This is a genomic window from Mycobacterium sp. E3339 (assembly GCF_001666915.1).
In the GTDB taxonomy this organism is placed as follows: Bacteria; Actinomycetota; Actinomycetes; order Mycobacteriales; family Mycobacteriaceae; genus Mycobacterium.
Map to the genome: position 1 here is coordinate 55,265 of NZ_LZIZ01000083.1, position 17,255 is coordinate 72,519.

The window sequence follows — 17,255 nt, forward strand, 5'->3', positions numbered from 1 at the left end:
GGGGGGTGTGGTATTCAAGCGTCCGCGACAAATGTCGGCGGAACTGGAAAGTGGTTGCGATTGTGTGTTGGTAAGTTTTCGGCCGGTTAGTGCCAGTTCCCTGCACTCATTGCTGAGCTTCCAGGTCTGGCCTATCGATCCCGTGGTCTGCGGGGGGCCTTATCCCTCTAAAAGGGTGAGAAACCTGATCTTGGAGAAGGTTTCCCGCTTAGATGCTTTCAGCGGTTATCCTGTCCGAACGTGGCTATCCAGCCGTGCCCCTGGTGGGACAACTGGTATACCAGAGGTTCGTCCGTCCCGGTCCTCTCGTACTAGGGACAGGTTTCCTCAAGTTTCTGACGCGCGCGGCGGATAGAGACCGAACTGTCTCACGACGTTCTAAACCCAGCTCGCGTGCCGCTTTAATGGGCGAACAGCCCAACCCTTGGGACCTGCTCCAGCCCCAGGATGCGACGAGCCGACATCGAGGTGCCAAACCATCCCGTCGATATGGACTCTTGGGGAAGATCAGCCTGTTATCCCCGGGGTACCTTTTATCCGTTGAGCGACACCCCTTCCACTCGGGGGTGCCGGATCACTAGTCCCGACTTTCGTCCCTGCTTGACTTGTAAGTCTCGCAGTCAAGCTCCCTTGTGCACTTACACTCAACACCTGATTGCCGTCCAGGTTGAGGGAACCTTTGGGCGCCTCCGTTACATTTTAGGAGGCAACCGCCCCAGTTAAACTACCCGCCAGGCACTGTCCGTGAACCCGATAAGGGTTCGACGTTAGGTGTCCAATACGATCAGAGTGGTATTTCAACAACGACTCCACAATTACTGGCGTAACTGCTTCAAAGTCTCCCACCTATCCTACACAAACCGTACCGAACACCAATACCAAGTTGTAGTGAAGGTCCCGGGGTCTTTTCGTCCTGCCGCGCGTAACGAGCATCTTTACTCGTAGTGCAATTTCGCCGAGTCTATGGTTGAGACAGTTGGGAAGTCGTTACGCCATTCGTGCAGGTCGGAACTTACCCGACAAGGAATTTCGCTACCTTAGGATGGTTATAGTTACCACCGCCGTTTACTGGGGCTTAAATTCTCCGCTTCACCTTACGGTTAACGGGTCCTCTTAACCTTCCAGCACCGGGCAGGCGTCAGTCCGTATACATCGTCTTGCGACTTCGCACGGACCTGTGTTTTTAGTAAACAGTCGCTACCCACTGGTTTCTGCGGCCGAATCCCGCTCCCACCGCAAGGGTGTTCACGGTATTCCGGCCCCCCTTCTCCCGAAGTTACGGGGGCATTTTGCCGAGTTCCTTAACCATAGTTATCTCGTACGCCTTGGTATGCTCTACCTGACCACCTGTGTTGGTTTGGGGTACGGGCCGTGTGTGTGCTCGCTAGAGGCTTTTCTTGGCAGCAGAGGATCACCGAATTCACCTCAATCGGCTATGCATCACCTCTCAGGATTAATGAGCGACGGATTTGCCTATCGCTCTCCCTACAGGTTTGCCCCAGTATTACCACTGACTGGTACGGCTACCTTCCTGCGTCACCCCATTGCTTGACTACTACCAGCGAAGGTCCCACGCAGCCCCGAAACTCCATGCCCCCGAAGGGGAATGGTCGATCCGGTTTTGGGTGGTTAGTACCGCTGATTCGTCAGGGACGCCCACACACGGGTACGGGAATATCAACCCGTTGTCCATCGACTACGCCTGTCGGCCTCGCCTTAGGTCCCGACTCACCCTGGGCGGACTGGCCTGGCCCAGGAACCCTTGGTCTTACGGCGGGCAAGGTTCTCACTTGCCTTATCGCTACTCATGCCTGCATTCTCACTCCCCCAAACTCCACCACCGGTTACCCGGTAGCTTCGCTGCATGGGGGACGCTCCCCTACCCAACCTTACGGTTGCCGCGGCTTCGGCGGTGTGCTTGAGCCCCGCTACATTATCGGCGCACAATCACTTGACCAGTGAGCTATTACGCACTCTTTCAAGGGTGGCTGCTTCTAAGCCAACCTCCTGGTTGTCTCTGCGACTGCACATCCTTTTCCACTTAGCACACGCTTAGGGGCCTTAGCCGGCGATCTGGGCTGTTTCCCTCTCGACGTACGGAGCTTATCCCCCGCCGTCTCACTGCCACGCTATACACCACGGCATTCGGAGTTTGGCTGACGTCAGTAACCTAGTAGGGCCCATCGGCCATCCAGTAGCTCTACCTCCGTGGTGAAACACGTAACGCTGCACCTAAATGCATTTCGGGGAGAACCAGCTATCACGGAGTTTGATTGGCCTTTCACCCCTACCCACAGCTCATCCCCTCAGTCTTCAACCTAAGTGGGTTCGGGCCTCCACGCGGTCTTACCCGCGCTTCACCCTGGCCATGGGTAGATCACTCCGCTTCGGGTCCAGAACACGCCACTACACCCCAAAGGGGATGCGCCCTATTCAGACTCGCTTTCGCTGCGGCTACCCCGCACGGGTTAACCTCGCGACGTGTCCCTGACTCGCAGGCTCATTCTTCAAAAGGCACGCCATCACCCCACAAGGAGGCTCTGACGGATTGTAGGCACACGGTTTCAGGTACTCTTTCACTCCCCTCCCGGGGTACTTTTCACCATTCCCTCACGGTACTAATCCGCTATCGGTCATCGAGAAGTATTTAGGCTTACCGGGTGGTCCCGGCAGATTCACAGCAGATTCCACGGGCCCGCTGCTACTCGGGTGTTGATACAGGGCAGGTGCCGGGTTTTCGCGTACCGGGCTTTCACCGTCTGCGGCGGACCGTCCCAGGCCACTTCCGCTAACCACGACACTTTCTGACTACCCCTCAGCCAGGTAGAGCTGAGATGTATCAATCCCACAACCCCGCACACACAACCCCTACCCGGTTATCCATGCATGCGGTTTAGCCTGTTCCGCGTTCGCTCGCCACTACTGACGGAATCACAATTGTTTTCTTCTCCTACGGGTACTGAGATGTTTCACTTCCCCGCGTTACCTCCCGCACCCTATATATTCAGATACGGGTAACACGACATCACTCGTGCTGGGTTTCCCCATTCGGAAATCCTCGGATCAATGCTCGGTTGACAGCTCCCCGAGGCATATCGCAGCCTCCCACGTCCTTCATCGGCTCTCGATGCCAAGGCATCCACCATGCGCCCTTAGACACTTACTTACACACAAGAGTTTTCAAAAGAAATTACACATTTCGACGAACGCACCACCGTTGCCGGCAACGCATCCGTCTAGATGCTCGCAACCACTATCCAATACTCAAACACCACACCCCACCACCAAGATGGAGGGACACCACACGGACTGGCCGAGTGTTGTCTCAGGGCCCAATAGTGTGTCTGGCAATCATTTGCTGTTGTGCACCCGGCCCTCACCCACTACAGGTGAGAACCCCGCACGGCTCGCACCCCACCAATTGGGGTGCTTTTCGTGGTGCTCCTTAGAAAGGAGGTGATCCAGCCGCACCTTCCGGTACGGCTACCTTGTTACGACTTCGTCCCAATCGCCGATCCCACCTTCGACAGCTCCCTCCCAAGGGTTAGGCCACTGGCTTCGGGTGTTACCGACTTTCATGACGTGACGGGCGGTGTGTACAAGGCCCGGGAACGTATTCACCGCAGCGTTGCTGATCTGCGATTACTAGCGACTCCGACTTCACGGGGTCGAGTTGCAGACCCCGATCCGAACTGAGACCGGCTTTAAAAGGATTCGCTTAACCTTGCGGCATCGCAGCCCTTTGTACCGGCCATTGTAGCATGTGTGAAGCCCTGGACATAAGGGGCATGATGACTTGACGTCATCCCCACCTTCCTCCGAGTTGACCCCGGCAGTCTCTCACGAGTCCCCGGCATTACCCGCTGGCAACATGAGACAAGGGTTGCGCTCGTTGCGGGACTTAACCCAACATCTCACGACACGAGCTGACGACAGCCATGCACCACCTGCACACAGGCCACAAGGGAACGCCTATCTCTAGACGCGTCCTGTGCATGTCAAACCCAGGTAAGGTTCTTCGCGTTGCATCGAATTAATCCACATGCTCCGCCGCTTGTGCGGGCCCCCGTCAATTCCTTTGAGTTTTAGCCTTGCGGCCGTACTCCCCAGGCGGGGTACTTAATGCGTTAGCTACGGCACGGATCCCAAGGAAGGAAACCCACACCTAGTACCCACCGTTTACGGCGTGGACTACCAGGGTATCTAATCCTGTTCGCTCCCCACGCTTTCGCTCCTCAGCGTCAGTTACTGCCCAGAGACCCGCCTTCGCCACCGGTGTTCCTCCTGATATCTGCGCATTCCACCGCTACACCAGGAATTCCAGTCTCCCCTGCAGTACTCTAGTCTGCCCGTATCGCCCGCACGCTCACAGTTAAGCCGTGAGATTTCACGAACAACGCGACAAACCACCTACGAGCTCTTTACGCCCAGTAATTCCGGACAACGCTCGCACCCTACGTATTACCGCGGCTGCTGGCACGTAGTTGGCCGGTGCTTCTTCTCCACCTACCGTCAATCCGAGAAAACCCGGACCTTCGTCGATGGTGAAAGAGGTTTACAACCCGAAGGCCGTCATCCCCCACGCGGCGTCGCTGCATCAGGCTTGCGCCCATTGTGCAATATTCCCCACTGCTGCCTCCCGTAGGAGTCTGGGCCGTATCTCAGTCCCAGTGTGGCCGGACACCCTCTCAGGCCGGCTACCCGTCGTCGCCTTGGTAGGCCATCACCCCACCAACAAGCTGATAGGCCGCGGGCCCATCCCACACCGCAAAAGCTTTCCACCACAAGGCATGCGCCAAGTGGTCCTATCCGGTATTAGACCCAGTTTCCCAGGCTTATCCCGAAGTGCAGGGCAGATTGCCCACGTGTTACTCACCCGTTCGCCACTCGAGTACCCCCGAAGGGGCCTTTCCGTTCGACTTGCATGTGTTAAGCACGCCGCCAGCGTTCGTCCTGAGCCAGGATCAAACTCTCCAAACAAAATCTCCTCGCAGAACGAGGTGAATTCAAATCAGAGATACCTGACAAGACGCCATTTAACTGGCATCAAAAATTGCCATACCCACACACGGGGAGTGCTAGGTATGGCCAAAAAAACAACAACAAATAAAAAGACCAAACACACTATTGAGTTCTCAAACAACACTTGTTTCGCCCGTTTTGGGGCAACCCTGCCAGCTTAATACAGGTCCGGCAGAGGAGTCAACTCCCGGTTTTGGTCTTCTGCAGACCGTCTCGGGAGCAGCCGTGCCAGGCTAGTACCAATCCAGCGAGGGAGTCAAGGGCCCGGGTTGTCGGCCGCCTGGTGTGGCGACCGCCCCTGTGGGGCACTGACTTTGGCTACTCTACCCGCTCGATCTCCGCTCCCAAAATCGACAGGTTCTCCACGAACAACGGGTAGCCGCGATCGATGTGGAAGACGTCGTGAACCTCGGTGTCACCGTCGGCCACCAAGCCCGCCAACACCAGGCCGGCGCCGGCCCGAATGTCGGAACACCACACGGGTGCGCTCGACAATTGCGGCAGGCCGCGGACGACCGCGTGGTGGCCGTCGGTGCGGGCGTCGGCGCCCAACCGGATCATCTCTTCGACAAAGCGAAAGCGCGCCTCGAAAACGTTTTCCGTGATCATCGACGTGCCGTCGGCGATGGACGCCAGCGCGATGGCCATCGGCTGCAAATCCGTGGGGAACCCCGGAAACGGCAGCGTCGCGACGTTGACCGCCTTGGGGCGCTCGTACTGGGTGATCCGAAAGCTGTTGTCCGTCTGGGTGACGGTGGCGCCGGCGTCGTGCAGCTTGTGCAACACCACCTGCAGGTGGGCGGGGTCGACGCCGGTGACCGAGATGTCACCTCGCGTCATCGCGGCGGCGATGCCCCAGGTGGCGGCGACGATGCGGTCCCCGATCACGCGGTGCTCGGTGGGGTGTAGCCGCGGGACGCCGGTGATGGTCATGGTCGGCGATCCCGCGCCTTCGACCCGCGCACCCATCTGGTTCAGCATGGTGCAGAGGTCGACGACGTCGGGTTCGCGGGCCGCGTTGTGGATGGTGGTGACACCCTCGGCGAGCACGGCGGCCATCAGGATGTTCTCGGTGGCGCCCACCGACGGAAATTCCAGTTGAATCTCGGCGCCGCGCAACGTGTCGGCCTGGGCGACGACGCAGCCGTGCTCGATGTTGCATTGCGCGCCGAGCTGGCGCAGGCCCGCCTGATGCATGTCCAGCGGGCGCGACCCGATCGCGTCACCGCCCGGGAGCGCGACCCTGGCCCGCTTGCACCGGCCGACCAACGGCCCCAGCACGCATACCGACGCCCGGAACTGCCGGACCGCCGCGAAGTCGGCGTCGTACTTCGGTTCGTCCGGCGAGGTGATGCGGGCGACGTCGCCGTCGAGCTCGACGGTGGCGCCCAGCCCGCGCAGCACTTCAGCCATCAACGGCACGTCGAGGATGTCGGGGCAGTTGGTGATGGTGCTGGTGCCTTCGGCCAGCAGCGCCGCGGCCATCAGCTTGAGCACGCTGTTCTTGGCGCCCCCTACCGCGACTTCGCCGGACAACCGGTTGCCGCCGGTCACCACGAATCGCTCAGCCACCCGCGTCAGTCTAGTGAAGCGGTTTCTGGTTGTCAGTCAGCCGCTTGACGACGATGCACTCCGCGCAGCGGAGTGCGGAGAAGTCAAGCAGTCAGCCGAGCCAAGGCGCCGGCCCGTCACGGGCCGCAGTACCGTTTTGCTCATGGCGATACACCTGACCCGCATCTATACCCGGACCGGTGACGACGGCACGACGGGATTGAGCGACTTCTCGCGGGTCTCCAAGAACGATCCGCGCCTGGTCGCCTACGCGGATTGTGACGAGGCGAACTCGGCGATCGGCGTGGCGATCGCCCTGGGTCAGCCCGACGAGGAAATCGCCGGCGTGCTGCGCCAGATCCAGAACGACCTGTTCGACGCGGGTGCGGACCTGTCCACCCCGGTGGTGGAAAACCCCGAGCACCCCCCGCTGCGGATCACCCAGCCCTACATCGACCGGCTCGAGGGTTGGTGTGACAAATATAACGAGAACCTGCCGGCGCTGAATTCCTTTGTGCTGCCGGGTGGTTCGCCGTTGTCGGCACTGCTGCACGTCGCCCGCACGATCGCGCGTCGAGCGGAACGGTCGGCATGGGCGGCCATCGATGCGGCGCCCCAGCAGGTCAACGTCCTGCCGGCGAAATACCTGAACCGCCTCTCGGATCTGCTGTTCATCCTGGCGCGCGCGGCCAATCCCGAGGGCGACGTGCTCTGGAAACCGGGCGGCGGGGCGCCGGGCGCGAGTTGACTTGCGGCGCAAGACCTAAACGCTGCGACGACGCGCGCGCGGCGAAGGACGGGACTCCAGCCAGGACAGGAACGCCGTCAATGCGCCCTTGTCCAGGGCGATCTCGTAGCCGGTCCTGCGGTCCTGCGTCGTGTCGCGCAGCTCCACCACCACGATCTCGTCGGTCATGATGTCGAATTCGTCGCCGCGTGGCGCACGCCGGGCCACGATCTCCACTCCCCTGCGGCTGAGCCGACGGTCCGGCCACAGCCGCAGGCTGGAGAGCCGGTAGAACGCGGCCTCACCGCCGCGGTAACGGATCACGCCGTGCCGCCAGCCGTGGCCGCCGACCGCGGGGATGTCTCGCATGATCCCCGCGGTGCCGCCCTGGCGCAGCTTCCAGAGTCGATAGCTGAGCGCGACGACCGCGCCCGCCAGGACGACGACGAGCACGACCATGCCGATCATGGGCGCGCTCATGGCCTTCTCCGAGGCCGGCTAGTCGATCGCGCCGACGGCGCGCAATCTGCCGCGCCCGCGCGCCGCGATGCGGGGATCGTCGGACTCCGAATCCTCCCTGGCGGCGCTTTCGTCGATCTCGGACTCGAACGCGGCCGACTCGGCCAGGACCGTCACCGTCTCCTCGGTGACCGAGAGGAACCCGCCCTCGATGGCGACCCGCAGGTCGTCTTCGCCTTCGCGTTCGACGCGCACCATCGCGTCGTCGACCAGCTGGGCGACCACCGGGATGTGCCGGGGCAGGATGCCGATCTCGCCGACGGTGGTGCGGGTGAACAAAAACGTTGCTTCACCCGACCAGATCTTCCGGTCGACGGCGACTATCTCGACGTTCAATTCGGCCATGCCACAGAGCCTTTCAGAGCCTTAGCGCTCGGTCCTCAGGAATCCAACTTGGCGCCGAAGCTTTCGGCTTTCTTGGCCAGGTCGTCGAGGCCGCCGATCAGGAAGAAGGCCTGCTCGGGGATGTGGTCGAAGTCGCCCTTGGACAGGCGGTCGAACGCCTCGATGGTCTCCTTCAGCGGAACCGTGGAACCCGGTTGGCCGGTGAACTGCTCGGCCGCCATCATGTTCTGCGACAGGAACCGCTCGATGCGCCGCGCGCGCTGCACCAGCTGCTTGTCCTCTTCCGACAGCTCGTCGATACCGAGGATGGCGATGATGTCCTGGAGGTCCTTGTACCGCTGCAGGATTCGGATGACTTCCTGCGCGACGCGGTAGTGCTCGTCGCCGACGACACTCGGGTCGAGGATGGTCGAGCTCGATGCCAGCGGGTCCACCGCGGGGAAGATGCCCTTGGAGAACACCGAACGCGACAGCTCGGTGGTCGCGTCCAGGTGGGCGAACGTCGTCGCGGGCGCGGGGTCGGTGTAGTCGTCGGCCGGCACGTAGACCGCCTGCATGGACGTGATCGACCGGCCCCGCGTCGAGGTGATGCGCTCCTGCAGCTCACCCATCTCGTCGGCCAGCGTGGGCTGGTAACCCACCGCCGACGGCATCCGGCCGAGCAGCGTGGAGACCTCGGATCCGGCCTGCGTGAAACGGAAGATGTTGTCGATGAACAGCAGCACGTCCTGGCCGGCCTCGTCGCGGAACCACTCGGCCATCGTCAGCGCCGACAGCGCCACCCGCATACGGGTGCCGGGCGGCTCGTCCATCTGACCGAACACCAGCGCGGTGTCCTTGAGCACGTCGGCCTCTTTGAGCTCGACCCAGAGGTCGTTGCCCTCGCGGGTGCGCTCGCCTACGCCGGCGAAAACCGAAGTACCACCGAAGTTTCGGGCGATACGGTTGATCATCTCCTGGATCAGCACTGTTTTGCCCACGCCGGCACCGCCGAACAGCGCGATCTTGCCGCCTCGCACGTACGGGGTGAGCAGGTCGACCACCTTCAGCCCGGTCTCGAGCATCTCGGTGCGGGGCTCGAGCTCCTCGAAGGCCGGCGGCTTGCGGTGGATCGACCAGTGCTCGAAGTCCTCGCCGTACCCGGGCTTGTCCAGGCAGTCGCCCAGCGCGTTGAAGACGTGGCCCTTGACCTCCTGGCCGACCGGCACCGAGATCGACTTGCCGGAGTCGGTGACCTCGACCCCGCGCACCAGACCGTCGGTGGGCTGCAACGAAATCGTGCGAACCAGGTTGTCGCCGAGGTGCTGTGCGACCTCGAGCGTGAGGGTCTTCTTGAGTTCCTCGAACGTGATCTCGGCGTTGAGCGCGTTGAACAGTTCCGGCACGGATCCGCGCGGGAACTCGACGTCAACCACCGGACCGGTGATCCGCACCACGCGGCCGCTGGTCTCGGATTTGGTGGACTTGTCGGTCTTCTCTGCGGTTCCAGAAGTAGCAGCCATATTCTTCTTCTCTTCCTCGTTTGCTACTGAGCGTCGGCGAGCGCGTTTGCGCCGCCGACGATTTCGCTGATCTCTTGGGTGATCTGAGCCTGCCGCTCGCGGTTCGCCATCAGCGTCAGCTCCTTGATCAGGTCGTCCGCGTTGTCGGTCGCCGACTTCATCGCTCGTTGGCGCGACGCCAGCTCGGATGCCGCCGATTCGAGCAGTGCGGCGTAGACGCGGGTGGTCACGTACCGCGGCAAGAGCGACTCGAAAAGCGTTGTCGCGTCCGGCTCGAACGAGTACAGCGTGTGGAGTTCGTCGGTGTCCTCGACATACTCCACGACCAGCGGAGCGATGCGGTGGGCCGCCGCGGCCTGAGACATCATCGACTTGAACTCCGAGTAGACGATGTGCAGTTCGTCGACCCCCTGGTCGTCCGATGACTCGTCGTCGCCGGCGCCCTTCATGAACGTCTCGACCAGGGTCTCGGCGATCTCCGCGGCGTTCTCGTACTTGGGTTGCTCGGAGAACCCCGTCCACGACTCGGTGATGTCCCAGTTGCGGAACTTGAAGTAGTTCTGCGCCTTTCGGCCGACCGTGTACACGACCGGCGTCTTGCCTTCCTCCCTCAGCAGCGAGAACAGCTCTTCTGCCCGACGGAAGATGCTGGAGTTGTAGGCGCCGCACAGCCCCCGATCGGAGGACACCACCAGCACACCGGCCCGCCTGGGTTCCTCCCGTTCGACGAGCAACGGGTGATCCAGAGCGGCCTCGGACGACAGCGTGGTGAGCATGGAGGTGATCTGAAATGCATAGGGCCGAGCCGATTCCAGCCGGGCCTGCGCCTTACCGATGCGCGACGTCGCGATCATCTCCTGTGCCTTGGTGATCTTCTTGATCGACCCTGCGGAGCGAATCCGGCCGCGTAGTTCGCGAAGTGTGGCAGCCATTGTTAGCTACTTCTTGTCCTTGCCGTTCTTGGCTTCCTTCTTGTCCTTCGGCTTTTCCTTCTTGACCTGCACCGACTCCTTTTCGAGGTCTTCTTCATCCAGGGGCTCGACGTGCTCGTCGGGCACCACCGAGCCGCCGCCGGTGGCCGCGAAGCCCTTCTTGAAGTTCTTGATGATCTCGGTCAGCTGGTTCTCACCCTCTTCCGAGAGCTTGCCGCTGTCGCGGACGCCGGACAGGAAGCTCTCCTCCGAAGCCCGCATGTGGTCCAGCAGTTCGGTTTCGAAGCGCCGGACATCCTCGACGGGCACGGAGTCCAGGTGACCGCCGGTGCCCAGGAAGATCGAAACCACCTGCTCCTCAACGGGCATGGGCTGGTACTGCGGTTGCTTGAGCAGTTCGACCAGCCGCTCGCCGCGCTCCAGCTGCGCCTTCGACGTCGCATCCAGGTCCGAGGCGAACGCCGCGAACGATTCCAATTCGCGGTACTGCGAAAGGTCCAGACGCAGCGAGCCGGCCACCTCTTTCATGGCCTTGATCTGCGCCGCGCCACCCACGCGGGAGACCGACACACCGACGTTGATGGCCGGCCGCACACCCTGGTTGAACAGGTCGGACTCCAGGAAGCACTGGCCGTCGGTGATCGAGATGACGTTGGTGGGAATGTAGGCCGAGATGTCGTTGGCCTTCGTCTCGATGATCGGCAGGCCGGTCAGCGAGCCACCCCCGAGGTCGTCGGAGAGCTTCGCGCAGCGCTCCAGCAGCCGCGAGTGCAGGTAGAACACGTCACCGGGGTAGGCCTCGCGGCCCGGCGGGCGACGCAGCAGCAGCGAGATCGCGCGGTACGCCTCGGCCTGCTTGCTCAGGTCGTCGAACACGATCAGCACGTGCTTGCCGTCGTACATCCAGTGCTGGGCGATCGCCGAACCGGTGTACGGCGCAAGCCATTTGAAGCCGGCCGAGTCGGAGGCCGGGGCCGCGACGATGGTGGTGTAGTCCATCGCGCCGCCCTCTTCGAGCGCCCGGCGGACCGAGGCGATCGTGGTGCCCTTCTGGCCGATGGCCACGTACACGCAGCGGACCTGCTTCTTCTCGTCGCCGCTCTCCCAGTTCCCACGCTGGTTGAGGATGGTGTCGACGCAGACCGCGGTCTTGCCGGTCTTGCGGTCGCCGATGATCAGCTGCCGCTGGCCGCGACCGATCGGCGTCATCGCGTCGATGGCCTTGATGCCGGTCTGCAGCGGCTCGCTCACACTTTGCCGCTGCACCACGGACGGCGCCTGGATCTCGAGCGCGCGCCGGATGTCGGTGTCGATGTCGCCCCGGCCGTCGATGGGCTGGCCGAGCGGGTTGACGACGCGACCCAGGAAGGCATCGCCGACGGGCACGGACAGAACCTCGCCGGTCCGCTTGACCTGTTGGCCCTCTTCGATTTTCTCGAAGTCACCCAGGATCACCGCGCCGACGCTGTGCTCGTCGAGGTTCAGCGCGACACCGAGGACCCCACCCGGGAACTCGAGCAGTTCCTGCGTCATGACGGAGGGCAGGCCTTCGACGTGCGCGATGCCGTCCCCGGCCTCGACGACGGTACCGACCTCCTCCCGGGAGGTGTCGGAGGTGAAAGAGCCTACGTACTCCTCGATGGCGCTCTGGATGTCATCAGCGGAGATTGTCAACTCGGCCATGGCTTTTCGTCTTCCTACTTGATCTTGGTATCGCGTGTGGTTAGGGGGCGTGGTTGGTGTCAGTCGGGTAATTGGGCCTGGGCAGCGGCGAGGCGCGAAGCGAGTGTCCCGTCAATCACTTCGTCCGCCACGGAGATGAGCAGGCCGCCCAGCAGCTCCTCGGAGGTCTGCAGCTGCACCGTCACCGGGTGACCGTAGATGCGGCCGAGCACGTCGGTGAGGCGCGACCGCTGGGCGTCGCTGAGGTCGGCCGCCGCGCTGACCTGCGCGACGATCTCGCCGCGGCGTGCCACGGCGACCTTCGCCAAGAACTGGATGGCCTCCTCGGCCGATTCGCCCCTGAGCAGCTGCACGGTCTGGGTCAGCAGCGCCACGACGATCGGCTCGACCCTGCCGCTGGCGCTGTCGAGTACCTTGCGCAGCAGGTTGATTCGGCCTTCCACCGGCACGCCGTAGTCACCCAACAGGATGGCGAGTCGCGGCTGCGCGTCCAGAATGCGGGCGAACCGGAACAGCTGGTCTTCGACGTCGTCGACCTTGTTCTCCCGCTCGGCGACTTCGAGCAACGCCTGCCGTGAGATGTGCTCGATCGCGTCGCCCAAATCGGAGTTGGCCGACCAACGTTCCGACACGGCCAGCCGCAGGACGTCGAGCGTGGCGTCGGAGACCTTCCCCGAGACCAGCCGCTCGATCAATCGGACGCGGGGGCCCGCGTCCTCGGCCGGCACGGTCAAGTACCGGGTGACGACGATCTCCCGGTCCAGCATCTCGGCGACCGAGACGAGCTCGGCCGACAGGTTGGAAAGGGCTTTGTTGTCAAGGTCTTTGGCTATGTCGCTGAACCGCTCGGACAGACCGGCCACCGCCACTCGACTGGCGGAGCGCATCTTGGCCAACAGCGGATACTGGACCTCGGCGGGCGCCGGGGCCATCGCTTCGAGCTCGTCCAGGAACCGATCGACGGTGCCGGACTGCTGCTCCGGGTCGGCGACGTAGTTGCGCACCAACTCGCCCGCCTGGCGCACCGCCTCGTGACCGAGTTCCAGGCGCAGCTGGCGGCTCAACTGCGTGCGCAGGAGGTCGACCTGGCGGCCGCCCTGTGCGGTGATGCGTTCGGACTCCGACTCGGCCTGGGCGCGGAACTGCTCGGCGATGCGGCCGGCGTCGGTCTTCGCCTCCTCCACCAGCCGTTCGGCCTCGGTCTTGGCGGATTCCACGGCATTGCTGTGGGCCGTTTCCGACTCTTTCAACCGATCCGCCGCTGCCGCAGAGTCTTTCAGCTGCTGGCGCACGGCCTCTTGACGAGCGGCCATCAGACGACGCACCGGCGGCACGACGTACCGCCAGACCAGCAGCACGATGGCCGCGAATCCGATCAACTGCCCGATGAAAGTCGACATGCGCGATTACCGTCCAGATTTCCCGGTTGCCGACGTGGCCGCGGTGACCGGGGCGACCTCGACGCCGAGGATCCGGCTGGCCAGCGTCGCCGACATGCCCGCCACGTTGGCGCGCAGATCCAGTTCCACGGCGTCTCTCTCCCGCTTCAATTGCTCGGATGCCATTTGCAACGTCGACATCACCTGCTGCTCGGCACGGGAACGCGCGTCTTCGACCACCTTACGACCTTCGGCGCGGGCGTTGTCGCGCAGCGACGACGCCTGAACCCGGCCCTCCGTCAGGGCTTCCTCATAGTCGGCCTTGGCGGCGTCGAATTGCTCGGTCGCCTTCTTGTTGTCGGCGGCCGTCTTGGCAACCATGTTGTCGCGTTCGCGCAACACCCGCATGACCGGCGGCACCACGAAGGTGCCGATGACGGCCAGCACGATCAGGAAGATGGCCAGCACGAAGAAGAACGTGCCGTTTGGAACGAGGAAGTTGTTGCCTCCCTCGGCCACCACCCGGCCGGATGCCAGAACGCTCAGGCTCGCGTCACCCATCACAGCGAATTAGGAGCCGACGGGTGTGGCGAACACGAACAGCGCCATGAAGGCCAGGTTGATGAAGTAGGCGGCCTCGACCAGACCGACGGTGATGAAGAACGGCGTAAACAGCCGGCCTTGCGCCTCGGGCTGGCGGGCGATGCCGGAAACCAGCGCGTTACCGGCGATACCGTCACCGATACCGGCGCCGATCGCGCCACCGCCCATGATGAGTCCACCGCCGATGAGAGCCGCGGCAGCGACTTGGGGGTCCATGGCCATTCTTATCCTCCTTGATATCTGGTAGCGGTCTACCAGGCCTCTGTAATGGTGTGTGGGACAAAGCGATTGATGGCAGCCTCAGTCATGGTGTTCCTCGATCTCCATGGCTTGGCTGAAGTACAGGATGGTCAAGATCGAGAAGATGAACGCCTGGATCGCCCCGACGAACAGGTCGAAGGCCTTCCAGATGGCGTTGGGCGCCCACATGATGTACGGCGGGAAGAGCGCGATCAGCGCGACCAGGATGCCGCCGGCGAAGATGTTGCCAAAAAGTCGGAGCGACAACGAGATCGGCTTGGCGAGCTCCTCGACCAGGTTGATCGGCGCCAGGAACGCGACGTGACCCTTGAGCACGGCGAGCGGGTGGCCGACAATGCCGCGGCGCCAGATGCCCGCGACGTGATAGCAGACGAACACGAAGAGGGCCAGCGCCAGCACGTAATTGATGTCCGCCGCCGCCGACTTCAGCAGCTCCGTGGTGTGCCCGGACTTGTCGGTGTATTGCAGCGGCAGCACCGACAGCCAGTTGGAGATCAGGATGAACACGAAAATGGTGACCGCAAGCGGCAATACGAACGGCGCGATCCGCATCCCGACCGCGCTCTCGATCTGGTCGCGCATCTGGACCGTGATGGCCTCCCAGAACAGCTGAACGCCGTTGGGGACCCCGGTGGAGGTGATCTTCGCCCGCAGGAAGAACGCCAGCGCCAGCACGATCACGGCGGCGATGGCGGTCGACAGGATCGTGTCGGTGTTAACCGTCAGCCCAAGCCATTTGGCCTGGTTGTGCTCCCCCACCTCGATGGCGGCGGCCAGGAACGTCGTCTCAGTCATCGGTGCCGCTTCTTCCTTCCGTTCCTTCCGAGCCCGCGGTCACGTCGCCGCCGTCCGACGGTTGGGCCTCCGCCCAGTCGCCGGCGCGCAGCTTCTTCCACACCGGAAGCGCCGTCGATGCCACCAACAAGACCTGGAAGAGCGCCAGTCCGAACACGACGCCCAGGCCGGCCGGCCGGAACACGTAGGCGATGATCAGCCCGATGACCGTGATGATGGCGAGCCGGGTGGCCGAGTTCAGCGCCATCGTGCTTTTCAGCGGATGCTCTTTCGCGGTGATCGACGCGACCGAGCGACGCACCAGAAGGGCGTTGAGCAAACCGAGCAGCAGCCCGACGCCGAAGAAGACCCCGACCATCAGGTGACCGGCCAGGCCGGCGGCCAGCACGGCGATCGCGGTGACGGCGAGGCTGAGCACGAACAAGCGGACCGGGCGGAACGCAACAGAGGGAAACACCAACGGCGCATCCTGCGCTGGTGTCGTCACTGCAGCACCTCAATCCCAAGTTGTGGAGCGGGAGTCCCCCGACCGACTGATCGGTGGCCCGCCGAGCGTATCGCACGTCACAGTTGATTCACCCAACGGGTATCTCCCGACGCGAGTCCCCAGCCGACCCGACCGGATGTGCGTCCGGTGGACCGGTTATTTGTGCGGCTTTTTGGGCTTCTACCTGCACCGTACCATACGAAGACCGCCCACTACTACTAGCTGTCGTAGTCCTCGTCGTCGTACTCGCCACCCCGCCGCATGAGCGGGATCGCGGTCGCGATCCCGGCGACGACGATGGCGCCCAGCATCACGGCGGCGGTGTCGCGCGGATTGAAGAAGATCGTGCTGGCCGCGCCGAACGCGACGATGCCGACCCATAGATAGATCAGCAGCACCACCCGGCGGTGGGAATGACCGATCTGCAGCAGCCGGTGGTGCAGGTGCATCTTGTCGGGGCTGAACGCGCTGCGGCCCGCGCGGGTGCGGCGCACGATCGCCAGCAGCAAATCGAGCATCGGCACGAACATGACCGCGACCACCAGCAGGAACGGCGACAGCAGGGCGAACACGTCGCGCGCCCCGTAGGCGTTCTGCGAGACGGGGCCGGCGGCGGTGGTGGAAGCCGCGGCCAGCATCAGCCCGATCAGCATCGAGCCGGAATCGCCCATGAAGATCTTGGCCCGGTGGAAGTTGTGCGGCAGGAAGCCCAGGCAGGCCCCCGCGAGCACCACGGAGATCACGGCGGGCGGATAGAACAGGGCGTCGCCGCCGTGGTCGCGCAGCAGGCCGACCGAGAACATGCAGATGGCCAGGGCGGTGATCAGGCCGAGCCCGGCGGCCAGCCCGTCCAGCCCGTCGACGAAGTTCATCGCGTTGACGATGGACACCGTGAGCGCGAGCGTGAGCAGGATCGAGGAAGCCTGGTCCAGCACGATGGTGCCGACGCCACCGATCGGGATGTAGAGGACGCTCCACGCGACGCCCATGGTGACCAGCACGCTGGCCGCGGTGATCTGGCCGGCGAACTTCGTCAGGGCGTCCAGCCCCCAGCGGTCGTCGATGAGGCCGATGCCCATGATCACCGCGCCGGCCACCAGCACCGCGGGCATGCCGGTCGAGTAGACGAACCCGCGCGTGAGGGCGGGAAGCTGGGACGCCAGGAAGACGGCCGAGACGACGCCGAGAAACATCGCCAGCCCGCCCATCCGCGGGGTCGGTGTCACGTGGACGTCGCGTTCCCGGGGGTAGGCCACAGCGCCCAGCCGGGTGGCGAGCACCCGCACCGGTCCGGTCGCGAAGTAGGTGATGATCGCCGCGGTCAGTCCCACCAGCGCCAGCTCGCGCAGCGGGACGCCGGCGCCGCGATCGGCCAGGGCGAGCAAACCGCTGGCCAGGTTGGCTGGACCGCCGATCGGGTCGCTGGACACGTCGAGACCGTACTGCACC

General features: G+C 63.3%; 13 protein-coding genes and 2 rRNA genes. 1 reads left to right on the forward strand and 14 read right to left on the reverse strand.

Annotated features, from left to right (window positions below; all coding sequences use genetic code 11):
- Positions 1 to 66 precede the first annotated feature (66 nt).
- The 3 genes from A5702_RS07870 to murA all read right to left on the reverse strand — a co-directional run bounded on the left by A5702_RS07870 (position 67) and on the right by murA (position 6,594).
- Positions 67 to 3,166, reverse strand: a 23S ribosomal RNA gene (locus A5702_RS07870).
- 283 nt (positions 3,167 to 3,449) lie between these two features.
- Positions 3,450 to 4,980, reverse strand: a 16S ribosomal RNA gene (locus tag A5702_RS07875).
- Together the 16S and 23S rRNA genes form the textbook arrangement of a ribosomal RNA operon.
- 360 nt (positions 4,981 to 5,340) lie before the next feature.
- The gene (murA, locus tag A5702_RS07880) at positions 5,341 to 6,594 is read right to left on the reverse strand and encodes a UDP-N-acetylglucosamine 1-carboxyvinyltransferase (RefSeq protein ID WP_067899412.1); all 1,254 of its coding nucleotides are present in this window, start codon (positions 6,592 to 6,594) and stop codon (positions 5,341 to 5,343) included.
- Positions 6,595 to 6,736: 142 nt separating this feature from the next.
- On the opposite strand from murA, the gene A5702_RS07885 reads away from it, so the two are divergent.
- Positions 6,737 to 7,321 (forward strand): cob(I)yrinic acid a,c-diamide adenosyltransferase, encoded by a 585-nt coding sequence (locus tag A5702_RS07885; protein WP_055405687.1) that lies wholly within the window; start codon positions 6,737 to 6,739, stop codon positions 7,319 to 7,321.
- A gap of 15 nt (positions 7,322 to 7,336) precedes the next feature.
- Here A5702_RS07885 and A5702_RS07890 read toward each other — a convergent pair whose 3' ends face one another.
- The 11 genes from A5702_RS07890 to A5702_RS07940 all read right to left on the reverse strand — a co-directional run bounded on the left by A5702_RS07890 (position 7,337) and on the right by A5702_RS07940 (position 17,254).
- Entirely contained in the window at positions 7,337 to 7,780 is a 444-nt protein-coding gene (locus A5702_RS07890; RefSeq protein ID WP_055405686.1) for a DUF2550 domain-containing protein, read from the reverse strand.
- 18 nt (positions 7,781 to 7,798) lie between these two features.
- The gene (locus tag A5702_RS07895) at positions 7,799 to 8,164 is read right to left on the reverse strand and encodes a F0F1 ATP synthase subunit epsilon (protein WP_067747732.1); all 366 of its coding nucleotides are present in this window, start codon (positions 8,162 to 8,164) and stop codon (positions 7,799 to 7,801) included.
- 35 nt (positions 8,165 to 8,199) lie between these two features.
- Entirely contained in the window at positions 8,200 to 9,666 is a 1,467-nt protein-coding gene (gene atpD, locus A5702_RS07900; protein WP_055402344.1) for a F0F1 ATP synthase subunit beta, read from the reverse strand.
- A 23-nt stretch (positions 9,667 to 9,689) separates the two neighbouring features.
- Positions 9,690 to 10,598, reverse strand: a complete 909-nt coding sequence (locus A5702_RS07905; protein WP_055402346.1) for a F0F1 ATP synthase subunit gamma — start codon at positions 10,596 to 10,598, stop codon at positions 9,690 to 9,692.
- A 6-nt stretch (positions 10,599 to 10,604) separates the two neighbouring features.
- The gene (gene atpA, locus A5702_RS07910; protein WP_055402347.1) at positions 10,605 to 12,281 is read right to left on the reverse strand and encodes a F0F1 ATP synthase subunit alpha; all 1,677 of its coding nucleotides are present in this window, start codon (positions 12,279 to 12,281) and stop codon (positions 10,605 to 10,607) included.
- Positions 12,282 to 12,340: 59 nt separating this feature from the next.
- Positions 12,341 to 13,681: a F0F1 ATP synthase subunit B/delta gene (locus tag A5702_RS07915; RefSeq protein ID WP_055402348.1), complete on the reverse strand. Its 1,341-nt coding sequence runs from the start codon at positions 13,679 to 13,681 to the stop codon at positions 12,341 to 12,343.
- 6 nt (positions 13,682 to 13,687) lie between these two features.
- A complete protein-coding gene (locus tag A5702_RS07920) occupies positions 13,688 to 14,221 on the reverse strand; it encodes a F0F1 ATP synthase subunit B (protein ID WP_055402351.1) in 534 nt (177 codons plus the stop codon).
- A 9-nt stretch (positions 14,222 to 14,230) separates the two neighbouring features.
- Positions 14,231 to 14,479: a F0F1 ATP synthase subunit C gene (locus A5702_RS07925; protein WP_082459816.1), complete on the reverse strand. Its 249-nt coding sequence runs from the start codon at positions 14,477 to 14,479 to the stop codon at positions 14,231 to 14,233.
- Positions 14,480 to 14,563: 84 nt separating this feature from the next.
- Positions 14,564 to 15,319 carry a F0F1 ATP synthase subunit A gene (gene atpB, locus A5702_RS07930; protein ID WP_055402356.1) on the reverse strand — a complete coding sequence of 252 codons (756 nt, stop codon included), beginning with the start codon at positions 15,317 to 15,319 and terminating at the stop codon, positions 14,564 to 14,566.
- A complete protein-coding gene (locus tag A5702_RS07935; RefSeq protein WP_068219670.1) occupies positions 15,312 to 15,806 on the reverse strand; it encodes an ATP synthase subunit I in 495 nt (164 codons plus the stop codon). The genes atpB and A5702_RS07935 overlap by 8 nt, the downstream gene beginning before the upstream one ends.
- Positions 15,807 to 16,024: 218 nt before the next feature.
- Positions 16,025 to 17,254 carry a glycosyltransferase family 4 protein gene (locus A5702_RS07940; RefSeq protein ID WP_156349507.1) on the reverse strand — a complete coding sequence of 410 codons (1,230 nt, stop codon included), beginning with the start codon at positions 17,252 to 17,254 and terminating at the stop codon, positions 16,025 to 16,027.
- Position 17,255: the final 1 nt, after the last annotated feature.